The 24,714-nt window shown below is 61.4% G+C and carries 25 protein-coding genes; 10 read left to right on the top strand and 15 right to left on the bottom strand.

The genetic code is table 11. The annotated features are described in order from the left end of the window. Window positions 1–37: 37 nt before the first annotated feature. Window positions 38–196: a DUF3309 family protein gene (locus LY631_RS01305; protein ID WP_274423301.1), complete on the top strand. Its 159-nt coding sequence runs from the start codon at window positions 38–40 to the stop codon at window positions 194–196. 359 nt (window positions 197–555) lie between these two features. Beyond that, on the top strand, window positions 556–1,374 hold the full coding sequence (locus LY631_RS01300; protein WP_274423300.1) for a lytic murein transglycosylase: 819 nt from the start codon (window positions 556–558) through the stop codon (window positions 1,372–1,374). 330 nt (window positions 1,375–1,704) lie between these two features. Here LY631_RS01300 and LY631_RS01295 read toward each other — a convergent pair whose 3' ends face one another. Beyond that, window positions 1,705–2,106 carry a four-helix bundle copper-binding protein gene (locus LY631_RS01295; protein ID WP_274423299.1) on the bottom strand — a complete coding sequence of 134 codons (402 nt, stop codon included), beginning with the start codon at window positions 2,104–2,106 and terminating at the stop codon, window positions 1,705–1,707. A 412-nt stretch (window positions 2,107–2,518) separates the two neighbouring features. On the opposite strand from LY631_RS01295, the gene rcdA reads away from it, so the two are divergent. Next, on the top strand, window positions 2,519–3,043 hold the full coding sequence (rcdA, locus tag LY631_RS01290; protein WP_274423298.1) for a protease adaptor protein RcdA: 525 nt from the start codon (window positions 2,519–2,521) through the stop codon (window positions 3,041–3,043). Here rcdA and LY631_RS01285 read toward each other — a convergent pair. Continuing rightward, entirely contained in the window at window positions 3,040–3,813 is a 774-nt protein-coding gene (locus tag LY631_RS01285; RefSeq protein ID WP_274423297.1) for a sulfite exporter TauE/SafE family protein, read from the bottom strand. The genes rcdA and LY631_RS01285 overlap by 4 nt on opposite strands. A gap of 104 nt (window positions 3,814–3,917) precedes the next feature. Between LY631_RS01285 and ruvC the strand changes: the two genes are divergently transcribed. The 3 genes from ruvC (at window position 3,918) to ruvB (ending at window position 6,195) form a co-directional block, all read left to right on the top strand. Next, window positions 3,918–4,433 (top strand): crossover junction endodeoxyribonuclease RuvC, encoded by a 516-nt coding sequence (gene ruvC, locus LY631_RS01280; protein WP_274423296.1) that lies wholly within the window; start codon window positions 3,918–3,920, stop codon window positions 4,431–4,433. Then, window positions 4,430–5,047: a Holliday junction branch migration protein RuvA gene (gene ruvA / locus LY631_RS01275; protein ID WP_274423295.1), complete on the top strand. Its 618-nt coding sequence runs from the start codon at window positions 4,430–4,432 to the stop codon at window positions 5,045–5,047. Before ruvC ends, ruvA begins: the two co-directional genes overlap by 4 nt. A gap of 101 nt (window positions 5,048–5,148) precedes the next feature. Next, window positions 5,149–6,195, top strand: coding sequence for a Holliday junction branch migration DNA helicase RuvB (ruvB, locus tag LY631_RS01270; protein WP_274423294.1), 1,047 nt, complete (start codon window positions 5,149–5,151; stop codon window positions 6,193–6,195). A gap of 18 nt (window positions 6,196–6,213) precedes the next feature. Here the strand turns inward: ruvB and LY631_RS01265 are convergent, their stop codons facing one another. After that, on the bottom strand, window positions 6,214–7,395 hold the full coding sequence (locus LY631_RS01265; protein ID WP_274423293.1) for an MFS transporter: 1,182 nt from the start codon (window positions 7,393–7,395) through the stop codon (window positions 6,214–6,216). A gap of 146 nt (window positions 7,396–7,541) precedes the next feature. Here LY631_RS01265 and LY631_RS01260 point away from each other — a divergent pair, with 146 nt between their 5' ends. From LY631_RS01260 to LY631_RS01250, 3 genes are read left to right on the top strand one after another with little or no spacing between them, the layout of a single operon-like run. Further along, window positions 7,542–8,168: a LysE family translocator gene (locus LY631_RS01260; RefSeq protein ID WP_274423292.1), complete on the top strand. Its 627-nt coding sequence runs from the start codon at window positions 7,542–7,544 to the stop codon at window positions 8,166–8,168. After that, window positions 8,165–8,398 carry a pyridoxamine 5'-phosphate oxidase family protein gene (locus LY631_RS01255; protein WP_274423291.1) on the top strand — a complete coding sequence of 78 codons (234 nt, stop codon included), beginning with the start codon at window positions 8,165–8,167 and terminating at the stop codon, window positions 8,396–8,398. Before LY631_RS01260 ends, LY631_RS01255 begins: the two co-directional genes overlap by 4 nt. Continuing rightward, the gene (locus LY631_RS01250) at window positions 8,385–8,651 is read left to right on the top strand and encodes a hypothetical protein (protein ID WP_274423290.1); all 267 of its coding nucleotides are present in this window, start codon (window positions 8,385–8,387) and stop codon (window positions 8,649–8,651) included. The genes LY631_RS01255 and LY631_RS01250 overlap by 14 nt, the downstream gene beginning before the upstream one ends. Before the next feature lie 110 nt (window positions 8,652–8,761). On the opposite strand, the gene pyc is transcribed toward LY631_RS01250, so the two are convergent. The 10 genes from pyc to LY631_RS01200 all read right to left on the bottom strand — a co-directional run bounded on the left by pyc (window position 8,762) and on the right by LY631_RS01200 (window position 21,734). Beyond that, on the bottom strand, window positions 8,762–12,226 hold the full coding sequence (gene pyc / locus LY631_RS01245) for a pyruvate carboxylase (RefSeq protein ID WP_274423289.1): 3,465 nt from the start codon (window positions 12,224–12,226) through the stop codon (window positions 8,762–8,764). Between the two features lie 199 nt (window positions 12,227–12,425). After that, a complete protein-coding gene (locus LY631_RS01240; RefSeq protein ID WP_274423288.1) occupies window positions 12,426–13,526 on the bottom strand; it encodes a branched-chain amino acid ABC transporter substrate-binding protein in 1,101 nt (366 codons plus the stop codon). 160 nt (window positions 13,527–13,686) lie between these two features. Further along, window positions 13,687–14,043, bottom strand: coding sequence for a DUF6867 family protein (locus tag LY631_RS01235; RefSeq protein ID WP_274423287.1), 357 nt, complete (start codon window positions 14,041–14,043; stop codon window positions 13,687–13,689). Between the two features lies 1 nt (window position 14,044). Beyond that, window positions 14,045–14,776 carry an ABC transporter ATP-binding protein gene (locus LY631_RS01230; RefSeq protein WP_274423286.1) on the bottom strand — a complete coding sequence of 244 codons (732 nt, stop codon included), beginning with the start codon at window positions 14,774–14,776 and terminating at the stop codon, window positions 14,045–14,047. Then, window positions 14,773–15,906 (bottom strand): ABC transporter ATP-binding protein, encoded by a 1,134-nt coding sequence (locus LY631_RS01225; RefSeq protein ID WP_445082819.1) that lies wholly within the window; start codon window positions 15,904–15,906, stop codon window positions 14,773–14,775. Before LY631_RS01225 ends, LY631_RS01230 begins: the two co-directional genes overlap by 4 nt. Beyond that, window positions 15,906–17,363 carry a high-affinity branched-chain amino acid ABC transporter permease LivM gene (gene livM / locus LY631_RS01220; RefSeq protein WP_274423285.1) on the bottom strand — a complete coding sequence of 486 codons (1,458 nt, stop codon included), beginning with the start codon at window positions 17,361–17,363 and terminating at the stop codon, window positions 15,906–15,908. Before livM ends, LY631_RS01225 begins: the two co-directional genes overlap by 1 nt. Beyond that, window positions 17,363–18,292, bottom strand: coding sequence for an ABC transporter permease subunit (locus LY631_RS01215; RefSeq protein ID WP_274423284.1), 930 nt, complete (start codon window positions 18,290–18,292; stop codon window positions 17,363–17,365). The genes livM and LY631_RS01215 overlap by 1 nt, the downstream gene beginning before the upstream one ends. A 266-nt stretch (window positions 18,293–18,558) precedes the next feature. Continuing rightward, window positions 18,559–19,560: a 4-hydroxyproline epimerase gene (locus LY631_RS01210; RefSeq protein WP_274423283.1), complete on the bottom strand. Its 1,002-nt coding sequence runs from the start codon at window positions 19,558–19,560 to the stop codon at window positions 18,559–18,561. Window positions 19,561–19,570: 10 nt separating this feature from the next. Next, window positions 19,571–20,818, bottom strand: a complete 1,248-nt coding sequence (locus LY631_RS01205; protein WP_274423282.1) for an NAD(P)/FAD-dependent oxidoreductase — start codon at window positions 20,816–20,818, stop codon at window positions 19,571–19,573. 19 nt (window positions 20,819–20,837) lie between these two features. Next, a complete protein-coding gene (locus LY631_RS01200) occupies window positions 20,838–21,734 on the bottom strand; it encodes a dihydrodipicolinate synthase family protein (protein WP_274423281.1) in 897 nt (298 codons plus the stop codon). 104 nt (window positions 21,735–21,838) lie between these two features. On the opposite strand from LY631_RS01200, the gene LY631_RS01195 reads away from it, so the two are divergent. After that, complete coding sequence (locus LY631_RS01195) at window positions 21,839–22,501, top strand: GntR family transcriptional regulator (RefSeq protein WP_274423280.1); 663 nt, start codon at window positions 21,839–21,841, stop codon at window positions 22,499–22,501. Between the two features lie 130 nt (window positions 22,502–22,631). Here the strand turns inward: LY631_RS01195 and LY631_RS01190 are convergent, their stop codons facing one another. Next, window positions 22,632–22,949, bottom strand: a complete 318-nt coding sequence (locus LY631_RS01190; protein ID WP_274423279.1) for a hypothetical protein — start codon at window positions 22,947–22,949, stop codon at window positions 22,632–22,634. Window positions 22,950–23,116: 167 nt separating this feature from the next. Continuing rightward, entirely contained in the window at window positions 23,117–24,613 is a 1,497-nt protein-coding gene (locus LY631_RS01185; protein WP_274423278.1) for a CoA-acylating methylmalonate-semialdehyde dehydrogenase, read from the bottom strand. Between the last annotated feature and the right edge of the window lie 101 nt (window positions 24,614–24,714).

Raw genomic sequence — 24,714 nt, 5'->3', positions numbered from 1 at the left:
ATTGTTTAGCCGGAGCATCACGGAAAAGGACAATGCAATGTCACTGGGTACAATTCTCATTATTATCCTGATTCTGGTTCTTCTTGGCGCAATCCCCGCATGGCCCTATTCACGCGGTTGGGGGTATGGTCCCTCCGGTATCGTGGGCGTCATCCTGCTTGTCATCCTTATCCTGGCATTGATGGGGCGCATTTAGGTAAGCGCACCGTATGACCGAGTGAATTGCACCGGAGCAAGAACGTTGTCGCTTGCTCCGCCTTTACGGACTTCAACGCAAGTACCAAGGGAAGATAACCATTGACCGATCTGACGGAGAGGGCGATTGGGGCATCGTACAGGCAGCGCAACAAGTCCGGCGGCTAGGGCCTCTCGCGCTCCGCGTTGCGCCGCGCTTATGAGGCAAGGGTATTATGGCGCGTGATCCGCGCCTTGCCACGACACACGGTATCTCCGGGCAATCCGGTCATTAATACGTTGATATTAAATGCACGCGGCAGCGAGATAGTAACTTTTCGCTGCCATTGATGGGATCACTGCGGCACGAGGATATGAGTCATGCGTTTCGGAAATAAAGCACGTTTTCTGGCCGTCGCTCTTTTTGCCTTCGCGAGTCAGAGCGGAATCGCGGCGGCAGCGCAATGCGGAAACGACCCTGGTGGGTTCGAAAGTTGGAAATCGCAATTCATGCAGGAGGCACAGGCCCAGGGCGTGGGTTCTCCGGGGCTCGACGCGCTTTCGCGAACCAGCTATGCGCAAAGCACCATCGCCGCCGACCGCGGACAGAAGAGCTTCAAGCTCTCCCTCGAGGGCTTTATGAAAAAACGCGGTGCCGATACCATCATTAAGCGCGGTAAGCACATGAAGGACATTCACGGGGCCATGCTCGATGGGATCGAGCGCCAATACGGAGTCCCGCCCGGGCCCCTTCTGGCTATATGGGGCATGGAAACGGGGTTTGGCGGATATCTCGGCAACCAGAACATTCTCTCGGCCGTGGCCACTCTTGCCTATGATTGCCGCCGCTCCGAGTTTTTCACGAAACACCTCTATGCCGCGCTTAGTCTGGTAGATCGCGGCATGCTTAGTCCCTCCGCTATCGGCGCGGCGCATGGTGAAATCGGCCAGACGCAATTTCTGCCCGGCAACGTCGTGCGCTATGGTGTTGACGGTAATGGCGACGGGCGCGTCGATATGATCGGTTCCCCGGCGGATGCGCTGGCCTCGACCGCGAATTTCCTGCGGGCCCATGGCTGGCAGCCGGGTGCGGGATATCAGCCCGGCCAGCCAAATTTCGTCGCCATTCAGGGCTGGAACGCGGCAGGCGTCTACCAGCAGGCCATTGCCATTATGGGAGAAGCGATCGACGGCGGATAAGGTGCGTGCTCACGAGCATATGCATCTTGCACGTGCCGCCTGCTACCGCGCGTTGCTGACCGGGATGCTGTCATTGGGGAGAGCCCAAGTTCGGCAGGATGTCTGCAATCGGGCGGTGGGGGCGCAAACCGCCTGTCCCGGTTAGCCAGGGGCAAACGCTCCACAACTTCTTTGACGTACTTCACCGTAGCCTCGGATGCGCTCTAGCGGCGCTTTCGGAAGGCAAAGGTGGCAACGAGATTGTGGCAGGCCATGCCGCCAGAACGAACCCGCCATGAAGCCATTTAAGGCAACTTGACCGCCACAGACCTCGTGCCGTCTTGGAGCGCGTCAGCGGATCTCCGGAAGCGCGTCGCGGCAGGCATCCGCACAACGCATGCAGGCCTCGGCGCAAATCCTGCAATGCTCATGCTGGCTCCCGTGCTTCTGGCATTCGTCGCCGCAAGCGCGGCAAGCCTGCTCGCAGACCTGAACCATCGCCCGCAGAACGTCCACGTTGGTTCCCGTGCGGCGGGAGGCCATCGCCCCGGTTGCCGCGCATGTGTCGGCGCAATCGAGATTGAGCCGGATACACTGCCTGAGCTTGTCGGCTGACTGCTCCGCCAGGCATGCATCGGCACAGGCTGTGCAGGTCTGGGCGCAATTATAGCATTCCTCGATGCACTGCAGCAGCTTGTCAGCGGTGCTGCCCTGAACGTCCGGATGGGAACTGATCATCTCGCGTACTTGCATTTTTTCCTCTCGCACATGAATCCGCGATTCCCCGCAAAGCGTCGTCGCATGCGCAATGTTCCATCGATGTGCAAAAAGCGGCTGTTGATCGCGTCTGCGCCAAAATTAATCGAAGCCAGACGATTCTGTTAACCAGCTGTTAAGCTTTACGTGCGTTTACTGTGTTCATCCAGTTTTGTCTGGATTCTTACCGGATGGCTGGTGCCATTCTGTTTGACGCCTCCCTGTTTAACTCCTGAGAGCCGCAACCGCGGCTCTTTTTTTTGCCTGGATCGGTTGTTAACCGTTGATTCGCAGGGGTTGCCTTCGGCGCGAACGAAGCGCATTTTCCGGGCAGCCGAAACGGTATAATAACGAGCGGTGGCGTCGATTCTTCCGGCGTATCCAGAGTGTGGTGGGGCAAGTTTCACGTATGGTGACGCAAGAAGGCGAAAAGAACACGGTAAAACTGGCGGAGCGACGCGTTTTCTCTCAGTCCTTCAAACCGCTTTACGACGAGGGCATGGGGCTGGTGGAAGAAGCCGCGGAATACCTGGACGGAGACGGTCGGATTGCAGCCAAGCATCTTCCACAGGTTGCTGCCGGCCTTTACGCTGCGGAATCCATGCGTCTGACCACGCGTCTCATGCAGCTTGCGTCCTGGCTTCTCCTGCAGCGTTCGGCGAACACAGGAGAGATGACGCGCGAGCAGGTGGCGGCGGAAAAGGCGAAGGTGCGTTTGGACACCGTATCGGTTCCCGAGGATACGCCGGGATGGAAAGACCTGCCTGAAAAATTTCGCAGCATCGTCCAGCATTCATTGCGGCTGCAGGCTTTGGTGCGCCGCATGGATGACGAAATCTACGGCCTGGATACTGGCAGCAGCGCCGGCGGCCGGAACATTAATCCCGTTTCCGACCAGATCAATCTGCTGCAGACCGCCTTCGGACAGGGTTAACCTACTGTCTCGATCATTAGCCTCAAGATCTGCTCCGTCGCGGGAAGTGCGGTGATTGCTGCCGCAATGATGAGGGTAAATGTAATTCGGCGGTAGGTCCGCTCGCTGGCAAACCCATAGAGGAACCAGCCGGTCAGCAGCCCGGCGAGATACACCGGCGCCGAGGCGAGACCGAGAATAATGCGCGGCATCTCGAAAAGCCCCGCCGCCCAGAGATTGCCGAGTGACATGATTTCCCCCAGCAGAAAGAGCGTCAGGAGATTGGCGCGCATGATCATGGCCGGAAGTGCCGAAGCCAGCCAGTAAATGATCACCGGCGGTCCGGGAATGGAGGCGACCCCGCTAAGCACGCCGGCAACACTGCCCACCGAAAAGGACACAGGAATGGAGCGGGGGCCGCGATAGCGCCAGCCGCGCCACAGGGCGGACACGCAGAGGAGAATCGCAATGCAGATGATCCATCGCATTGGCGTCGGATCGGTGTTCTTCAGGATATAGACGCCGACCGGCAGGAACAGCGTGAGACCGGCGAAAATCGGAAGCACTTCGCGCCAGCGGGCATGTTTCAGTACGGGAATCGTAACGGGCAATATCGGGAGCGAGTCGATAATGGTGATCAGCACGACAGCCGTGATCGGATCGTAGAGGGCCGCCGCTATCGGAGCGGTGATCATGCCGGTTCCGAAACCGGACAGTCCACGCGCGATGCCGGCGACCAGCACCGTCGCGGCGAGAAACAGAAACTGCTGATCGGAAAGTAAGGCGTCCACGCTTTCCCGCCGTTTGTCGTCTATCCGCCAGAAAAATCCGTGACCTGCTGGTTGCGCATGCATCATGCGATGGCAATAGGCCTCGGCCGGGCTATGGTGAGGCCATGGACGAGGCGATTCGCATTATGGGCATCGATCCGGGGCTGAGGCGCACCGGCTGGGCCATTATCGAGACGCGGGGCAATTCGCTGCGCTTCGTGGGGGCTGGCACCGTGCGCTCGACCGATAAGGCGGATCTGGCCTCACGGCTCTGCCAGATTTACGAGGGGCTTTCGGCCATCTTGAAGCAATTCGCGCCGGAAGAGGCCGCCGTGGAGGCCACCTTCGTCAACAAGGATGCCACCGCGACCTTGAAACTTGGCCAGGCACGCGGCATTGCGATGCTGGTGCCGGCGCAGGCTGGCCTTCCGGTTGCCGAATATGCCCCGAATGCGGTGAAGAAGGCGGTGATCGGCGTTGGCCACGGCGACAAGAAGCAGATTCACATGATGGTGAAGGTTTTGATGCCCAAGGCCAGCTTCGACACGGACGATGCCGCCGATGCCATTGCGATTGCGATCTGCCACTCGCACAATCGGCACTCTGCCGCGTCGCGTCTTGCCGTGGAAATGCAGTCATGATTGGAAAGCTGAAGGGAATCATCGACGAGATCGGGGACGATCATTGTGTAATCGATGTCGGCGGTGTGGGTTATGTCGCTCACTGCTCGGCGCGTACACTTTCCGCGCTCGAGGGTCAGGGCGTGGCGATAACTCTTTACATCGAAACCTATGTCCGAGAGGACATGATCCGGCTTTACGGCTTTCAAAGCGTGCTCGAGCGCGAGTGGTTCCGCCTGTTGCAGAACAACGTGCAGGGTGTCGGTGCAAAGGTGGCGCTGGCGGTACTATCGACGCTTTCGCCCTCGGAACTGGCCAATGCCATCGCGCTCAAGGATGCCGCGATGGTCGCCCGCGCGCCCGGGGTGGGTAAGAAGGTTGCCGAACGCATCGTGACGGAACTGAAGAGCAAGGCGCCGGCCTATGCGGGGGGCGCCGAATCCATCGGGCTCAAAGAGGAGCTGGGCGAAGGCGCCGCTCCGGCCCCAATCTCCGACGCGGTCTCCGCACTGGCAAATCTCGGATATTCGCGGGATATGGCGTCAAACGCGGTCGCAGCGGCGCTCAAAACCGCTGGTGAAAACGCGGATGCGGGTACGCTTATTAGACTTGGGCTGAAGGAGCTCGCGCGTTAGAAGGTGAGAACACGCTGACCGTTCGCTGCGACTGGCAAACAGTACAGGGGGCGTGACATTCGACAGCGCAAGAAGCGCGTGAGCGCAGTGGAGTTGCCTTGATGAGTGAAGCCGACCGTCTGGTTTCGGCCGGTGAGCGCGGGGAAGACACGGACGCCACCATGCGTCCGCAGACACTCGACGCGTTTATCGGCCAGAAGGCCGCGCGTGCCAATCTCAAGGTTTTCGTGGAGGCCGCGCGCGGGCGTGGCGAAGCGCTGGATCATGTGCTCTTCGTCGGCCCGCCCGGTCTCGGCAAGACGACGCTTGCCCAGATCATGGCGCGCGAGCTCGGTGTCAGTTTCCGCTCCACTTCCGGTCCGGTGATTGCCAAGGCGGGCGACCTCGCCGCGCTTCTGACCAATCTGGAAGAGCGGGATGTGCTATTCATCGACGAGATCCATCGCCTCAGCCCCGCCGTGGAGGAAATCCTCTACCCCGCCATGGAGGACTATCAGCTCGACCTCATTATTGGCGAGGGGCCGTCCGCACGCTCCGTCAAGATCGACCTCTCCCGCTTTACGCTCGTGGCCGCGACGACACGGCTCGGGCTGCTTACGACGCCGCTGCGCGACCGTTTCGGTATTCCGGTGCGGCTCGAGTTCTATACGGTGGACGAGCTGCAAGCGATCGTCACGCGCGGGGCGCGCATTCTCGGTTTGGCATTGACGGATGACGGGGCCGAGGAGATCGCCAGGCGTGCGCGGGGGACCCCGCGCATCGCCAGCCGGCTTCTGCGCCGGGTACGGGATTTCGCGGCCGTGGCCGGTGCGCAAGAGGTCACGCGCGAGGTGGCAGACCAGGCGCTTTTGCGGCTCGATGTGGATACACTCGGGCTGGACCAGCTCGACCGGCGCTATCTTACCATGATCGTGGAGAACTTCGGCGGCGGCCCGGTCGGAATCGAAACGATCGCTGCCGCGCTTTCAGAACCGCGTGACGCCATCGAGGACATTATCGAGCCCTACCTCATCCAACAGGGTTTTATCCAGCGTACGCCACGCGGGCGTGTGCTGGCCGCCAAGGCGTGGCGGCATCTCGGCCTCGAAGCACCGCGCGAACTTGCCGAGGCGCAGATCAGCCTCTTTCAGCGGGGTCAGGAGGAGTAGGGCTGCGCCGCAGTGCGGTCAGCTATGAGACGCTGGGGCGGTCTGCGGCGTAATCTCGTCCGCAGGCCGCATGAGGTTCGACATCAAAAGCACCATCGCCAGAAGCACGGCAAAGCCGATGAAGATCGGCGCGAAGCCCGTCCGCTCCGCCACGAAGCCGACGATGGAGGGTGCCGCAAGCATACCGGAATAGCCGATGGTGGTGGCCACGCTCATGCCGGCGGCCGACGAGATACCGGGCTGATTGCCCGCTGCCGAGAAGGCGATCGGCACCATGTTGGCGATCCCCAACCCCGCCAAAGCAAAGGCAAGCGTGGCGATCGCCGGGGAGGGCGCAAGGCCCGCCCCCAGCATGCCGGTTGCCGCCACCACGCCCGACAGCCGCATGGTCATCACAGCACCCAGCCGATTGCGCAGGCTGTCACCAAGAAAACGCATCAGCGCCATGGCCCCGGAAAAGGCAGTGAAGGCAAGGCTGGCGGTCGCCAGGCCGGCGCCCATCTCCTGGCGCAGATAAAGGGCTGCCCAATCGAGAACGGCGCCTTCCGGCATCATTGAGAACAGGGCGACGATACCGGTCAGATAGATGAGTGGGCTGCGCGGGAAGCCGCTAATACCGCTGCTGCTCGTCGCCGTCGGCTTGCGCTCGACGACAAGCTTCGGCATGGCGGCAAGCACCAACGTGAGTGCGACGAACGTGACGGCGACGGCATGTCCCAGATGCCCCCATTGCTCGGCCAGAATGCCGCCCACGCCTGCGCCGAAGAAGCCACCGAGACTCCAAAAGCCATGCGAGGAGGACATGATGGCGCGCTGCAGCCGGCGCTCCACGACCACTGCATTGGAGTTCATGGCGACATCCATGCCGCCTAGGAAACCGCCGAAGAGGACAAGTGCGGGAATCAAGGTCGCCATGGCGGGCGCTGCGGCAACCAAGAGGAGCGAGCAGGCACAAAGAATGCCCGTTATCCGCAACACGGCGCGGGATCCATGGCGGCTGATCAGCCAGCCGCAGACCGGCATCGCCACCACCGCCCCAAGACCGAAGATGAGGATGAGCAAGCCGAGCATCGTTTCGCTAAGCGAAAAGCGCACGGCAAGCAGCGGTATCTGCGGTGCCCAACTGCCGACGATGAAACCGTTGACGAAGAAGCAGGTCGCAACAGCCCAGCGTCCGAAAAGGGCGTTTTCCTGTGGCATATCGAAGTCCCGCATCTGGTCGGTGGGCAACAACAACAGCGCCTTGTATTTCAATGAGGCCAGTTCTCAAACGTTACTAAATCGATTTAATAACACCTGTCAATGCGACGGCATCGGCCTTGCGCATCGCTGTTAGGATTCCAGCCATGAGTCAGGAACTGCTGATTATTGGGGCCACGCTGGGTCTCTATGCCGCTGTTGTCGTGAGCCCTGGCCCGAACTTTGCGCTTATCTCAAGTCTTGCCATTTCCGGCGAACGGTCTTCTGCTGTAGGCGCAACATTCGGCCTGGCGATTGCGGCGACCTTCTATGCGGTCCTGACGATGACCGGGCTGGCATTGGTTCTCACGCAGGTTGGATGGCTTGCGAGCCTCATACAGATTTTCGGAGGCTGTTATCTCGTCTACCTTGGGTTTATGACCTGGCTGACCGCCAAGCCTACCACTTCGGCACAACGAGCTGGTTCAGCTCCCGGTGGTGCCTTGCGCGGTCTGCGCATGGGGATCATCGTCAACCTCTCGAACCCCAAAGGGATCGCCTTCTTTATCGGTCTCTACGCTGTTGCCGTACCGCCAGAAACAGCGCTGTGGGCTAAGTTTACGATTCTCGTGGGTGGCTTTCTGCTGGAGATCGTCTGGTATGGTTTTGTGATCGGCCTGCTCTCAACGCGACCGGCCCGCGCAGCCTATGATCGCTTCGGCCCTTGGATAGAACGAGTCATCGGCACGGTGCTGGCGGCCTTTGGCCTGCGTCTGATTTCGGAGAAGCTATGAGAAAGGCAGACTCAGGAGGCATGAAGATCAATCAGGCGGTGAGGACCGACATTGCAAATTCTGTCCTATGCTGGCTGGCCACGGTGGACTCGGAGGGCATTCCCAATGTCACTCCAAAGGAGATTTTCACGAGTTACAGCGACGACAGGATCATTATCGCTGACATTGGCATCATCCAACAGCGTCCGAAACATTCGTGCTCGGTCAGCGGTCTGCGTGAGCTTTGTTGACGTCTTCCGCCAGAAAGGCTTCAAGATCACAGGCAAGGCGACGATCATCGCTCCAAACGCCAAAGATTTTCCTGTCGTTGGAGTTGAGTTGCTTCACTCGGCGGGAACGGATTTCCCGATCCGAAATATCATCTCGATCCAGATCGAACTCTCGCGGATCTGGGCTCCCAGCTACGCCCTGTTTCCAGACCGAGCAGAAAACGAGCGCATGCAGAGCGCCTACGATACTTACGGCGTACGTCCGGCGGGTTGAGTCCAGCCATCAGAACCGGCGTCACGCGAATGACCGCTTTCTGATGCCGGACTAGTGAAGCGGACCGTTTCGTCTCCACCCACAGCCAAAATCCAACCTGAGATGCGGCCTCAGCCGCTCTCCAGCACGACCAGCAGATCTTTGGCATCGATCTGGTCTCCGGCCTTGACCAGCACCTCGGCGACGGTGCCGTCCTGCTCGGCGTGGAGCGCGGTTTCCATCTTCATGGCCTCAATGGACAGGAGTACGTCGCCCGCCTTTACGGTTTGGCCGGAAAAGACAGCCACGGAAGATACGACACCCGGCATCGGGGCGCCGATATGCGCGTCATCAGCCGGGTTGGCCTTGCGCCGCGCGGCCGCCGCGGAAGCGCCGCGCAGCCGGTCTGGCACCCTGGCGCGGCGCGGCTGGCCGTTGAGCTCGAAGAAGATGGTCACCATGCCTTTTTCGTCGGTATCACCAATAGCCAGGCAGCGGATGACCAGCGTCTTGCCGCGCTCGATCTCTACGAAGACCTCGTCTTCCTGCTCCATGCCGTAGAAATAGACCGGCGTTGGCAGGACGCTGACGGGACCATAATTTTCCATGGCCGCTGCGAACTCCAGGAACACCTTCGGATACATGAGCCATGAGGCGAGTTCGAAATCGCTGACCTCGCGCCCGAGCTTCTCTTCCAGTTCCTTGCGGTCAGCCTCCAGGTCGGCCGGTGGCAGAAGCGAGCCCGGACGCACAGTGATCGGCTTTTCGCCCTTTAATGCCTTCTTCTGCAATGCCTTGGGCCACCCCCCAGGCGATTGCCCCAGATCGCCACGCAGCATGGAAACGACCGAATCGGGAAAGGCGATGTCCTTGTTGGGATCTTCGACATCCGCCACGCTCATATCCTGGCTGACCATCATCAGGGCCATGTCCCCCACGACCTTCGAGGATGGGGTAACCTTGATGATGTCGCCAAACATGTTGTTGGCGTCGTGATAGGTACGGGCCACGTCGTGCCAGCGTGTCTCCAGGCCAAGCGAGCGTGCCTGCTCCTTCAGGTTGGTGAACTGGCCGCCGGGCATCTCGTGCAGATAGACCTCCGAGGCGGGCCCTTTCAGATCGCTCTCGAAAGCGGCGTACTGGTTGCGCACCGCCTCCCAGTAAAATGAGATGCGCCGGACCCATTCGGCATTGAGGCCGGTGTCGCGCTCGGTGCCTTTCAATGCCTCGACAATCGAACCGAGACAAGGCTGCGAGGTGTTGCCCGAAAGCGCGTCCATCGCTGCATCGACCGCGTCCACGCCGCTTTCGGCGGCTGCCAGGACGGTCGCCGCCGAGATACCGGATGTATCGTGCGTATGGAAATGGATCGGCAGATCGGTTTCCTCGCGCAGCGCCTTGAAGAGCAGGCGGGCCGCGCCCGGCTTGAGAAGTCCCGCCATGTCCTTGATGGAGATGATGTGGGCCCCCGCTGCCTCCAGCTCCTTGGTCAGGTTGACGTAGTACTTCAGATCATACTTGGCGCGCTCGGGGCTGAGAATGTCGCCTGTATAGCAAATCGCCGCTTCGCAGAGCTTGTTCTCCTCGCGCACGGCATCCATCGCCACGCGCATGTTCTCCACCCAATTCAGGCAGTCGAACACGCGGAAAAGGTCGATTCCGCCGACCGCCGCCTGGCGCACGAAATACTGCACGACATTGTCGGGATAGTTCGTGTAGCCGACACCGTTCGCCCCACGCAGAAGCATTTGCAGCAAAATGTTCGGCGCGCCCTCGCGGATCTTGTGAAGCCGCTCCCACGGGTCTTCGGTAAGGAAGCGCATGGCGACGTCGAAGGTCGCTCCGCCCCAACACTCCAACGACAGGAGCTCGGGAAGGGCGCGGGCGTAAACACCGGCAATTCGCTCAATGTCGTGGGTGCGCATGCGCGTGGCAAGCAGGGACTGATGCCCGTCGCGCATGGTCGTGTCCGTCACCAGGACACGGTTTTCCCCACGCATCCATCTTGCGAAGCCTTCCGGCCCCAGCGCATCCAGGCGCTGCTTGGCGCCGTCGGGCACGGGCTCGTTCAAATAGGGGAGGATAGGCGAGGCCGCTTCCGCCTTGGGCCGAGGCCGGTCGCGCGCTTCCGGATGACCGTTGACCGTGACATCGGCCAGATAGTTCAAAAGTTTGGTTGCGCGGTCGCGGCGCTTGACGTGTGTGAAAAGCTCCGGCGTGTCATCGATGAAGCGCGTCGTGTAGGTCGCGCTGCGAAACTGTTCGTGGGTGATGATGGCTTCGAGGAAGGTGAGGTTTGTCGCCACGCCGCGAATGCGGAATTCGCGCAGCGCCCGGTCCATGCGCAGAATGGCTTCCTCGGGCGTCGGCGCCCAGGCGGTCACCTTTTCCAGAAGCGGATCGTAAAAGCGCGTGATCACCGCGCCGGAATAGGCCGTTCCGCCGTCGAGCCTTATGCCGAAGCCGGTTGCCCCGCGATAGGCGGTGATGCGGCCATAGTCAGGAATAAAATTCTGCTCCGGGTCTTCCGTGGTGATACGGCATTGAAGCGCATGACCGTTGAGCCCGATCTTGTCCTGCGTCGGCACGCCGGAAGCCGGATCGCCGATGCGCTCGCCTTCCAGAATGTGGATCTGGGCCTTGACGATATCGACGCCGGTCACCTCCTCGGTGACCGTGTGCTCGACCTGGATACGCGGATTGACCTCGATGAAGTAGAAGGCGCCCGTATCGGCGTCCATGAGGAACTCGACCGTGCCGGCGCCGACATAGTTCGTCGCTTCGGCGATTTTCAGCGCATAGCCGCAAAGCTCCTCGCGTTTCCCGGCATCGAGATAGGGGGCCGGGGCCCGTTCAACGACCTTCTGGTTGCGCCTCTGGATAGAGCAGTCCCGCTCGAAGAGATGAACCGCGTTGCCGTGCGTGTCACCCAGCACCTGCACCTCGACATGGCGCGCGCGCTCAACCAGCTTTTCCAGATAGACCTCATCCTTTCCGAAGGCGGCCTTGGCCTCGCGCTTGGCTTCGGTCACCTCGCGCGGCAGGTCGTCGGCGGAGCGGATGACGCGCATGCCGCGCCCGCCGCCGCCCCAGGAGGCCTTGAGCATGAGCGGAAAGCCGATCTCGTCGGCCATTTTTGCCACTTCGTCCATGTCGTCCGGCAGCGGCTCGGTGGCGGGCACCACCGGTACGCCCACCTCGACGGCCAGGTTTCGCGCAGCCACCTTGTTGCCCAGCCTGCGCATGGTTTCCGGCTTCGGGCCGACGAACGTAATGCCGTTTTCTGCGCACGCTTCGGCAAATTCCGGACTTTCGGAGAGAAGTCCATAGCCGGGGTGGATCGCGTCGGCGCCCGAGAGCTTGGCGACGCGGATTACCTCATCGATCGAGAGATAGCTTTCGATCGGGCCGAGATCCCGCTCCAGATGCGGGCCTCGCCCCACCTGGTAGGACTCGTCCGCCTTGAACCGGTGCAGTGAATATTTGTCCTCTTCCGCCCAGATCGCCACCGTTTTGATGCCCAGTTCGTTTGCGGCGCGAAAAACGCGAATAGCGATCTCGGAACGGTTTGCGACGAGGAGGGTCTTGATTTGCACTGGCATGCTCCGCTTACGAGGCTTTCAAAATATTCTGCCCGCGTCGGGCCACACGCGGCCCCGCAGGCGGCATAACGCCCTGGTGCGATGATTTAGCGCGGGTGCGGCTGCAGCGCAAACCCTCAAAGCCACGTCCCATGCAAAACGGCCCGGCGGAGTGCCGCCGGGCCGTTTCGAACCGGTTTGATTCTATGACGACTTACTGTTCGAGATAATCGTACTCGCCGTCCTGCCACTCGTAGAAGACATAGCCCGGCAGGGTAACGTCGCCCTTGTCGTCAAAGGAAAGCTCACCCAGAACCGTCTCGAAGTCGCCCTCGTCAAGTGCCGCTACGACGTCGTCGTAATCGACCGAACCGGCGGACTCTACTGCCTGCGCCCAAGCCTGGATCGCGGCATAGGTGTAGAGTGCGTAGCCTTCGGCCGTCTTGCCGGCGGATTCGAGCGCCTCGACAACGGGCTTCGCGATTTCGTTCTTTCGCGGATCAGGCGAGAAGGTCATCAGCGTGCCTTCACCGGCGTCGCCCGTAATGGCCCAGTATTCGTCAGTCACCAAGGCATCACCGGAGACGAGGATCGTGTCCATGCCCTGCTCGCGCATCTGGCGGGCCATCAAGCCGGCTTCGGTGTGATATCCGCCGACATAGAGGATATCGATGCCTTCCTGCTTCATCTTGGAGACGAGCGCGGTATAGTCCTTCTCACCGGCGGTGTAGGCCTCGTAGAGCGCCGGCGTGCCGCCCGCCTCTTCGTAGGCCGACATGGTCGCGTCCGCGAGTCCCTTGCCGTAGGCGGTCTTATCGTGGACGAAGGCAACCTTCGCGTCCGGATAGTTCTCCATCAGAAACTCGCCGGCGACATCGCCCTGCTGGTCGTCACGGCCGCAGACGCGGTAGACGCCCGGTCCGGGGCGGTCGTCCGTAAAGGAGGGGTTGGTGGATGCGGGCGAGATCTGGATGATGCCCTCGTCGGCATAGACGTTCGAGGCCGGTATCGAGGAGCCGGAGCAGAAGTGCCCGGCCACGAAAACCACGCCCTCGCCGGCGAACTGGTTGGCCACGGCGACGGCCTGTTTCGGATCGCAGGCATCATCACCGACTTCCAGCCGGAGTTCCTCGCCGTTCACGCCGCCGGCTTCATTGATGTCGGCCACGGCCTGCTCCGCGCCGGCCCTCATCTGCGCGCCGAAGGTCGCGTACTGGCCTGTCATCGGCCCGGCGGTGGCGATAACGATCTCGGACCAGGCCGACCCTGTCATTACGAGGCTGAGCGCTGCGCTCGCCAGTAGTGTCTTTTTCATGACTACTCCCTATTAGAACACCCTGCGTTCCCTCGGTTATTCCGGAAAGGGGTGTTCGGCTTTCCGGTCTTCCTCTTTCGCGGGACATCAGTCCCGCTTAACGTGCATGAAACCCCAATTTCGCGCGGAAATAAAGGCCTTCCGCTACACCTGTCGAATTTTATTGGCCATGTGCCTTCCAGCCGAGCGGACCTGTGCGCTCATACTGAAAGCTGTATTGCCTCGCCATCTGTCCGGCGCGGGTGATCCTCTTCCCGAGAAAGGCAATCATCATGAGCATGAGGAGATCCACCAGATAATAATGCAGCGACAGAAGCGTGCCCTGGAACAGGGAGAAATGGATGAAACGCGTTGCCGCCGCCAGAAGCACGATATAGACGGCGAGTTGCAGATCGGGCTGCCAGGCCCGCGCTATGGCGCGTCCGGTCAGATATGCGGCGCCGCCGGCCAGGAGTATCGTAACGAAGAAAAACTCCCAGAAGGTCACTTCCCAAAGCGGGGTGTTCTGATGTTCCATCTCAGTGCCTCCCACCTTCCAGATAGGCCGCGCGCACGTCCTCGCGTTTCAGCAGTTCCGCCCCGGTGCCGCTCATGGTGATGTTGCCGTTGACCATCACGTAGGCGCGATGCGCTAGTTTGAGGGCATGGAAAGCGTTCTGCTCGACGAGAAAGACGGTCAGGCCCTCGCTCTCGTTGAGCGCGCGGATCGCGTCGAAGATCTGCTTGACCACCAGTGGCGCAAGCCCGAGCGACGGCTCGTCGAGAAGCAGGAGCTTCGGTCTGCTCATCAGCGCGCGGCCGATAGCCAGCATCTGCTGCTCCCCGCCTGAAAGCGTGCCGCCGCGCTGATGCAACCTCTCCTTCAGCCGCGGAAACAGCGTGAACACGCGTTCCAGGTCCTGCTCGAAATATTGCGGGTCGACAAGCGAGGCGCCCATTTGCAAATTTTCCACCACCGACATGCGGGGAAAAATTCGCCGGCCCTCGGGCGATTGGGCGATCCCCAGCCGGATGATCTCGTGCGTCGGCATGGCCGTGATGTCCATGCCGTCATAGACGATGCTGCCAGTGCGTGCGTGCGGGTCGCCGCAAATGGTCATCATCAGCGTCGACTTGCCGGCGCCGTTGGCGCCGATCATCGAGACGATCTCACCCCGCTTGACTTCGACATCCACGCCCCGAAGCGCGACGATTTTGCCGTAATAGGTTTCAACGCCCTGCACCGAGAGCAAGGTTTCGCCACTGTTCATGACGCGCCTCCCTTTCCGGTGCCGCTCTTCGTCGTCTTGCGTGTTCGTGTGGGGGCGCCAGAAGTTTTTGCATTTGTCTTCGTCTTACCGGCCGTCTTGCTCTTGCTGCCTGATGCGGGTTTGGCCTCCTTGCTCGGAGACGATGCCGGCGTGGATTCGCCGACCTGCTCGGCGACATCCTCCCGCACTTCCGGAATGTCGATCTCGTCCTCCTCCTCGACGCCTAGATAGGCGGCGATAACCTTGGGATCGGATTTGACGTTCTCGGGATCTCCATCGGAAATCTTCACGCCGTAGTCGAGAACGACGATATGATCGGATATCTCCATCACCACGCCCATGTCGTGCTCAATCAGGAGCACGGAGGTGTCGTGCTCCTCGCAAATGAACTTGAGCAGCGCGTTAAGGTCGGTGGATTCGCGCGGATTCAATCCGGCTGCCGGCTCGTCCAGACACAGAAGCCGCGGTTCCGTGCACATGGCGCGCGCGACCTCGAGCCGCCGTTGCGCGCCATACGGCAGGTCGGCGGCCGGATCATCGGCCCGATCGATCAGATTGGTTCGCTCCAGCCAGTACGCAGCCTTGTCGATGGCTGCCTTCTCGGCCCTGCTATAACTCGGCAGGCCGAGAATGCCTCCGAACGAGAAACCGGATGCGACCACCAGCGGATTGTGCTGAGCGACCAGGAGATTTTCCAGCACCGTCATTCCACCGAAGAGCCGGATATTCTGGAAGGTACGCGCAACCCTTGCTTTGTGCGTGATCTCGTGGTCGGCCATGCGCTCCAGCAGGAAGACACCCTGATCCTCCTCGTGCTTGAAGCGCCGCCCGCTCGCGGTTACCTCCTGAACTGTATTGTCCTGCCGGCCGACGCCGTGGCGCATGACAATGCGGCCCTCGGTGGGCTTGTAGAAGCCGGTCACGCAATTGAACACGGTCGTCTTGCCCGCGCCGTTGGGGCCGATCAGTGCGGTGATATCGCCGCGGCCGACATCGAATGAGAGGTCGCCCACGGCCACCAGACCGCCGAAGCGCATGGTCAGATGCTCAACCGAGAGGACGGGGTCGTTTTCCCAGCGCCGCTCCGCCGCCGAACGCCCGGGTGTTTCCATTTCAGCCACGTCTGTCATCAGTGACCCTCACCCTGTGCAACCATGTCTGCTCCGATCTGCTTTTTCTCCTTGAGCACGACCGACGGCTCTCTGGTGGAAATCAAACCGCGCGGCTTCCAGACCATGATGAAGACCATGGCCAATCCGAAGATCAGCATGCGGTATTGCACCGGGTCGAAGCCCGAACCGAACACATTGCTGAGGAAGCCGAGATTGCGCAGCATCTCGATACCCCCGATCATCACGACGGAGGCGATCACGACTCCGATTTGCGAGCCAAGCCCGCCCAGCACCACGATCGCCAGGATGATCGCCGATTCCAGGAAGGTGAAGCTTTCCGGCGAAATGAAGCCCTGCCGCGTTGCGAAGAACGAGCCGGCAAAGCCGCCGAACATGGCACCGATGGCGAAGGCCGTCAGTTTGGTGTTGCGCGTATTGATGCCCAGCGAACGGCATGCGATCTCGTCCTCGCGCAATGCTTCCCAGGCGCGCCCGATCGGCAGGCGGCGCAGGCGCATCGTCACGAAATTCGTGATCAGGGCCAGCACGAGGATGATGTAGTAGAGATAGATGAAGCGGTGGATGGGCGAGTATTCGAGGCCGAAGAAGGCGGCAAAGCCATCATCCCCGCGACTGAGCTCCAGGCCGAAAAAAGTGGGTTTCGGAATCCCGGAAATGCCGTCGGGCCCACCTGTGAACTCATACCAGTTCAAAAGCACAATGCGGATGATCTCACCGAAGGCGAGCGTGACGATCGCCAGATAGTCTCCGCGGAGCCGCAGCACCGGGAACCCCAGGATAAGCCCCCAAAAGGCGGCGAGCATGCCGGCCAGCGGAAGCGCCATCCAGAAGCCGAGATCGAAAAATTGCGCCAGCAGCGCGAAGGAGTAAGCTCCGACCGCGTAGAAGGCCACATAGCCAAGGTCGAGCAGGCCGGCGAGGCCCACCACTATGTTCAGCCCCCAACCCAGCATGATGTAGGTCAAGATGAGAATGGCGAGGTCAATGAACTGACGATCGCGCCCAGGGACGAAAGTGGTGAAAAAGAACGGAAGAACAAGAGCAAAGACGAGGAGCGCCCGCGCCAGCCATTTGCCCAGTTGCGGGGTGGCTTCGCTGAGGCTTGAAATCTTCCCCCCGAGAGTTTCGGTGACCGGGTGATCGGCCCTGAACACCAGCAGGCTGAGCGCGAGGCGCCCGCCGAAAACGACCAGGATCGACACGATCCACGCCACCCAGCGCGTGGTTAGCGCAAGTCCGCCGGGCGCGATATCTGTTCGGATTCCGATCAGAAAGAAGCCCAGGACAGCCGCAAGGAACGCGGCCATCGCCGCATCGCGCAAAGAGTCGGCCAGCTTGTTACCGGTGCCGCCCGGGCCTGTGTTTCTTGGCGCCTCGGCGCGTTCTTCGCGCTTGATCTGCGCACCGACAGGCTTCTGAAGGGAGGTCGGCATGTTCGTATCTGATTCAGCCATTAGACCTTCTCCACTTCAGGCTTTCCGAGCAGGCCGGAAGGCAGGAAAATCAAAACGATGGCCAGAATGGAGAAGGCCGCGACGTCCTTATATTCGACGGTGAAGTATCCGGACCAGAATACCTCGATAAGGCCAATCAGAAGCCCGCCCAACATGGCGCCCGGCAGAGAGCCGATACCTCCGAGAACAGCTGCCGTGAACGCCTTAATCCCGGCAAGAAAGCCGATATAAAAATCGATCACACCGTAGAACAGCAGGAACATCAGCCCGGCCACCGCCGCGAGTGCGGCTCCCATCACGAAGGTCAGCGAGATGGTGCGGTCGACGTTGACGCCGAGCAGGGCAGCCATCTTGCGGTCCTGCTCGCAGGCGCGCTGGGCGCGGCCGAGAGAGGTGCGCGAGATCAGCAGGGAGAAGCCCGCCATCAGGACCACAGTGGTCACGATGATGATGATCTGCATGTAGGAAAGCCGCACGACGATATCGCCGGCGGCTGTCGATCCTTCCATGAGCGTGATCCCGCCCTGAATTTGCGGCGGAAGCGGCTTCACGCGCGCGCCCTGTGTGATCTGAACGAAGTTCTGCAAGGCGATCGACATGCCGATGGCGGTGATCAACGGCGCCAGGCGGAAGGAGCCTCGCAAAGGCCGGTAGGCCAGCCGCTCCACCGTCCATCCCCATGCTGAAGTGAACAGCATCGCGATTACGATGACGATGAGCAGAACGACCGGCAGAAAGGCGAAGCCGAGAACCGACGTCACCAGCAGGAATAGGGCCAGTGAAATGAATGCACCGATCATGAAAATATCGCCGTGGGCGAAATTGATCATGCCGATGATCCCGTAGACCATGGTGTAGCCGATGGCGATCAGGCCATAGATGGAGCCCAGCGTAAGCCCGTTGATAAGCTGCTGGAGGAAATAGTCCATGCTTACTACTCTCCCCTGGAACGTCGCTGTCCGAGCGCATTCCTTGTTGTTGTTTTCCCCTAACTGCGGACTGCAGCTTTTGCTTGTTCTTGGTCCGCAGCTTAACCTTTTGCTCGCATATCGGAGCAATAGCGTTGATGCAAGCTATCATCGGCATTGTGCAATGTCCTTGCTTTCAACGCTAGGTTTTTCTCATTTCTCCGCGATTTTCACAACATATATCTCCACAATTTGCGCCATGTTTGCGGGGATTCGCAGGGTCCGGTTCAGGACACAGTGAATCCGCGGGCGAACGGGTCACGATCGTCTATAAAGATCGTATTCAGGCCCGTCATGCGCGCCCAACCGGCGATTGAGGGAACGATGGCCGGTTTTCCGCCCACGGAGGCCTCTTTCTCCACACGTCCGTTGAAGAGCGAGCCGATGATGGATTCGTGGACGAAAGTATCTCCGATCGTCAGACGGCCCTGGGCGTGAAGTTGTGCCATGCGCGCCGAAGTGCCGGTTCCGCAGGGCGAACGATCGATGGCCTTTTCGCCATAGAAGACAGCGTTGCGCGCGTCGGCGCCGTCCATGGTCGGAGCGCCTGTCCAGAGAATGTGCGTAAGGCCGCGGATCTCGGGCGCGTCCGGATGCGCGAAGTCATGCGCGGCGTTCAGCCGCTCGCGCAGGACCGGGCTCCAGCGCACCAGGTCCGAGGCCGTGTGGTCGGCAAGGTCGCGGTAGTGCTCCTGCGGCTCGATGATGGCGTAAAAGTTGCCGCCATAGGCGACGTCGACCTTCAGCGGCCCGAGATCGGGGCACTCCACCTCCAGGTTCGTCGCGTGCAGGAAAGCCGGCACATTCGTGATGCGCACCTCCTCCACGTGCTCTCCCTGCTGCCGGTATTCGGCCGTGACCATTCCCGCCGGCGTGTCCAGGCGCAACAGGCCGGGCGTTTTCGGCCGCACAAGCCCGTGTTCGATGGCAAAGGTGACTGTGCCGATCGTGCCATGTCCGCACATGGGCAGGCAGCCGCTCGTCTCGATGTAGAGCACTGCCACGTCGCAATCCTCGCGCGTGGGCGGATACAGGATCGAGCCGGACATCATGTCGTGGCCGCGCGGCTCGAACATCAGCCCGGTGCGGATCCAATCGTAGTCCGCCTGAAAGTGCGCGCGGCGCTCCAACATTGAGCGGCCTTCGAGAAACGGACCGCCGCCGGCCACCAAGCGCACCGGATTGCCGCATGTATGCCCGTCTATGCAGAAGAAGGAGTGTCTCGCCATGGCATTCTCCCTAAAACCGACGGGCTCGGAACGGACGCAGGTCGATCGGCGGCGTCCGATCCAGAACGAGATCACGGATGAGCCGTCCAGTGGCTGCTGCTTGAGTGAGGCCCAGATGGCCGTGGCCGAAGGCGTAGAAGACACGCGGTTGGTCGCGCGAGCGCCCGATGACGGGCAGCGAATCGGGCAGAGACGGGCGGTAGCCCATCCATTGCCGCCCGCCTGCCGTCTTCAGGCCCGGCAGAAAACGACTCGCCTTGTCCAGCATGGCACGGGAGCGGGCGTAGTTGGGAGAGCGCTTCAGCCCGCCGAGTTCGACCGCGCCGCCCACGCGTAGTCCCGTTTCGAGCGGTGTGATGACAAAGCCGTGGCGCGGGAAAATAAGCTGACGCTTCACATCGAATGCGTCGCTCGGCAACGTCGTGTTGTAACCGCGCTCTGTCTCGAGCGGTACCGCATCTCCGAAAACCGCAGCGAAGGAGCGGGACCAGGCGCCCGCCGCGATCACCAGCTTTTCGCAAGTCAGCCGCTCTCCGCCGGCCAGGTTGATGACGATGCGGCCGCCTTCCTCGCCGAGCGCAGCGACAGTCGCGGGCATGAAATGTGCACCATGCTGCTCGGCATGCGCCCAGATCGCTTGTCCGAGACGCTGCGGATCGGTCACCGTCTTCCATCCCGGCACGAAGGTGGCACGTTCGAAGAGGTCCGAAAGGCCCGGCTGATAATCGGCGATCTCCTCTTTCCTCAGGTGGCGGAAGCGGAAATGAAAACGACGCCTCAGCCGCCAGTCGTCCTCCCTCGCGCGGAACTCGGCTTCGCTCTCGTACAGTTCAAGACAGCCGTCCTCGCGCTCGAATTCCTGTGTTGCCGATCGCGCCATCAGCGCGCTCCATTCGCGCTCGGCAAGCATCATCATGGAGGCCTGGGCCGAAACGGCTGCCTCGAACCGGGCAGGCCGCCCGGCTTTCAGAAAGCGCCATAGCCAGGGCAAAAGTTTTGGGAGATAGGTCGGCGGAATGGACAGTGGCCCAAGCGGGTCGGCCAGCCAGCGCGGCACCTGCGAGAGCATGTCCTTGTGTGCCATCGGAAGAATGTCCGAGAAGGCGAAGGCACCGGCATTACCGGCGCTCGTCTCCTCGCAGATGCCGGAGCGGTCGAGTACCAGCACATCGTGGCCCGCTTCCGCCAGGTAAGCGGCGGTTGCCACGCCGATGATGCCGCCGCCCAGAATGGCGACCTGCGCATGCCCTCCGGCCATTTGCTACACCTGGAATCCTTCACAGCCCGTTTGGGAGCGCGGGCCGGTCCGCAATTGCCTCTTTGATGATCCGTTCGACCCGTTCTCGCCGTTCGCCCGAGAGTGGCTGACGCGGCATGCGCACCCGTTCGTTGGAGCCGATCTCGATCGCCTCCGCCAGCTTGATGTTCTGCACCAGATAGGTGGAGACGTCCAGATCAAGAAGGGGGCGGAACCAGCGATAAAGGGCGAGCGCCTCTTGCTGCCGGCCGGCCTTCATCAGCCGGTAAATGGCGACCGTCTCGCGCGGGAAGGCCGTCACCAAGCCGGCAACCCAGCCGACCGCACCCGCGGCCAGGGCCTCGTAGGCAAGGTTGTCGACCCCGGTAAAGACGTCGAAGCGGTCGCCGAACGCGTTGACGATTTCGGTCGTGCGGCGGATATCGTCGCTGGATTCCTTCACGGCGACGAAGAGATCGTCAGCGGCGAGCTTATCCATTGCCGCAACGGTCACATCCACGCGGTAGGCAACACGGTTCGAGTAGATCATCACCGGAAGTCCGCCGGCCGCGGCGATCGCCTTGAGGGTGGCGACCGTCTCTTCCTCGTCGGTGTGATAGATCGGGCTCGGCACGATCATCAGCCCGTCCGCGCCGGCGGCCGCGGCGCGGCGCGCAAGCTCGGCGCCATCTCGGGTTGCCGCCTCGTTGATCGTCAGGAGCACTGGTTTGCCTTGGGCCACGCCCCGCGCGGTTTTCAAGAGCGAAAGCTTTTCGTCGTGGGTGAGCATCGGTCCTTCGCCCAGCGACCCGGCGACGATCAGGCCGTCGCACCCCGCCTCCATCAGAAGCCCGAAGCAGCGCTCCATCTCGAGGTGATCGAGCGAGTCATCCGGCGTGAACTTCGTCGTTACCGCCGGCAGGATGCCTTGCCACATGGTCGTCTCCGCTGATATATCAGTGATATATTACGAGCACTTTAGATGCTGGTCAAGCGTGGCGCTCGTCTGATATATTTGAAATATATCACAGGAAGGGACGGATGACATTCCCGGCACAGGCAGCTCGATCCGGCCAGCCCGCTTCGGCTCAGGCCTACCATCTTCTGGAGCGGATGATCGTCACGCTCGAACTCCCACCGGGCGAGGTGACGACGGAGAGCGCCCTTATCGAGATGCTGGGCCTCGGCCGCACGCCTGTGCGGGAGGCGATTCAACGGTTGGCCTGGGAGGGATTGATCGAGATCCGTCCGCGAGCCGGGCTCGCGATCACGCCGATTCACGCGGGGGACTGGGTGAAGGTCATCGATGCGCGCACCGGGGTGGAGGTGCTTCTGGCGGGAGATGCCGCTCGTCACCTACACCCCTCGCTTGGAGCTCGTTTTCAGGAAGCCGGCAAGCATATGCAGAAGGCGACCGCCCACAACGACCCCCAAAGCTTTCTCGATGCGGACAAGGAGATGGACGAGGCTGTTGCGGCTGCCGCGGAAAATCCCTATGCCGCCCGGCTCGTCGCGCCGCTGCGCACGCACAGCCGCCGCTTCTGGTTCCGGTACCGCGCGGATTCGAGCTTCGCGAGCGCTGCGCGGCAGCACGTCGGCGTCATCCGCGCCATACTGAACCGCGATCCGAAAACTGCCGAGCGCGAGGCGGAAGCCCTGATGCGCCTTCTCAGGGAATACGCGAAAGGTGCCGCCCGCTCATAGGCCGCCTCGGAGCGTGGCTGAAAGTCGCCTGGGCGTATTGCAAGATGGCGATTCTCCGTGCTTCCGGTGCCTCGCTCCGGTTTCGAAATCCCCATCTTCGCCATGTCCAACCGGCTTCAGGTTCAGGCCCTCAAACCCCTTGACCCACCTGGGTCGTGAAGGTATCGTCCCAACCTTCACCGGCGGCGATGATGCAGCTTGTTCCGTCGGTGTCCGTGCTCAGAATGGTCCAGCTTCCTTGGTCGGACGCGTAGACCTCCATTACTGCCTGCTCGCCAAGCAGGCCAACGGCCTTCTGTCTCTCGGCAAACTGGGCGTCGAGTTGAGCGACCAGATCCTCGCGCGGGGCGCAAACGTTGTTTTCACTGGTTGCCTGTTGCGCACCGATAAAAAGAACACCTGCCGCGAGTGCCGCCAAGCCGGCACCGCCCATCATGGTCTTTCTCATTTTCGTCTCCTACTGCCAAAGGCACTGGTGTGCTTTCTGGCGCCGCTATCATTGTTGCGCTGTCGCGCTTTTGTTGGTCCTGATAACGGCTGAGGAGGTGCGCCGTTCCATCGCACTCGCGAGAACGTGAACGCTCCGCCGGCATAAGTCGGCGGAGCGTTCGTGTCCTAACGCATCGTCGGAATGGCGAATTCCGCGCCATCCTTGATGCCGGACGGCCAGCGCGAGGTGACCGTCTTGGTCTTAGTGTAGAAGCGGAATGCGTCCGCGCCGTGCTGGTTCAGATCGCCGAAATGGGAGGCCTTCCAGCCGCCGAAGGTGTAGTAGGCGATCGGCACGGGGATTGGCACGTTGACGCCTACCATGCCGACATCGACACGGGCGGCGAAGTCACGCGCGGCATCGCCGTCACGCGTGAAAATGGCGACGCCATTGCCGTATTCGTGGTCGTTCGGCAGTGCAAGCGCTTCATCATAAGTATCGGCGCGCACGACGGAGAGAACCGGCCCGAAGATCTCTTCCTTGTAGATACGCATGTCAGGGGTCACTTCATCGAAGAGGCAACCACCCATGTAATAGCCGTTCTCATACCCCTGCATCTTGAAGCCGCGGCCGTCGACGCGGAGTTTCGCGCCTTCCTCAACGCCAAGGTCGACATAGTTCTTCACGCGCTCCAGGGCCTCTTTCGTCACCAGAGGGCCGAAATCGGCGGAAGCATCGGTCGACGGGCCTACCTTCAGACTTTCCACGCGCGGAATCAGCTTTTCCACCAGCCGGTCCGCCGTCTCCTGGCCGACGGGAACGGCCACGGACACGGCCATGCAGCGCTCGCCAGCCGAGCCGTAGCCGGCGCCGATCAGGGCGTCCACCGTCTGGTCCATGTCTGCGTCGGGCATCACAATGAGGTGGTTCTTCGCCCCGCCGAAACACTGGGCGCGCTTACCGTTCGCCGTGGCGCGGCCATAGATATATTGCGCGATGGGCGTGGAGCCGACAAAGCCGACGGCCTGGATATCCGGATCGTCCAGAAGGGCGTCGACGGCCTCCTTATCGCCATTGACCACGTTGAGAATGCCTTCGGGCAGCCCCGCCTCGATGAAGAGTTCTGCAATGCGCATGGGCACGCCGGGATCGCGCTCCGAAGGCTTGAGCACGAAGGCGTTGCCGCTGGCGATCGCCGGGGCGATCTTCCAGAGCGGGATCATGGCCGGGAAGTTGAACGGCGTGATCCCCGCGACAACGCCTAGCGGCTGGCGCATGGAATAGACGTCGATGCCCGGCCCGGCGCCTTCGGTGTACTCGCCCTTCATCATGTGCGGGGCGCCGATGCACACTTCCACGACCTCCAGACCGCGCTGGATATCGCCCTTCGCGTCGGGGATCGTCTTGCCGTGCTCGCGCGCCAGAAGTTCGGCGAGCTCGTCATATTCCTTGTGCACCAGCTCGAGGAATTTCATGAGCACGCGGACACGCCGCTGCGGGTTTGTGGCCGCCCATTTCGGCTGGGCGTTCTTGGCGTTCTCCACTGCCTGGCGCACCTCCTGCGCGGAGGCGAGCGCGACTTTGCCCCGGACCGAGCCGTCCATGGGCTGCAAAACGTCTTGCGCGCGGCCGCTCGTGCCCGCCACGCGCTTGCCGCCGATAAAGTGACCGATATCTTCCATGAGGTCGTCTCCCCTGTTTTTCTGCCCCGATTGTCTCGCTTTGGCGCGGGGAATGCAACGCGATGAAAATCGCAGCCGTTGTGCATCATTTAAAGGCCTGT

Source organism: Chelativorans sp. YIM 93263 (assembly GCF_028767125.1).
GTDB lineage: Bacteria > Pseudomonadota > Alphaproteobacteria > Rhizobiales > Rhizobiaceae > Chelativorans.
The sequence above is the reverse complement of the archived record's forward strand: the minus strand, read 5'-3'. Positions and strand labels throughout refer to the sequence as shown.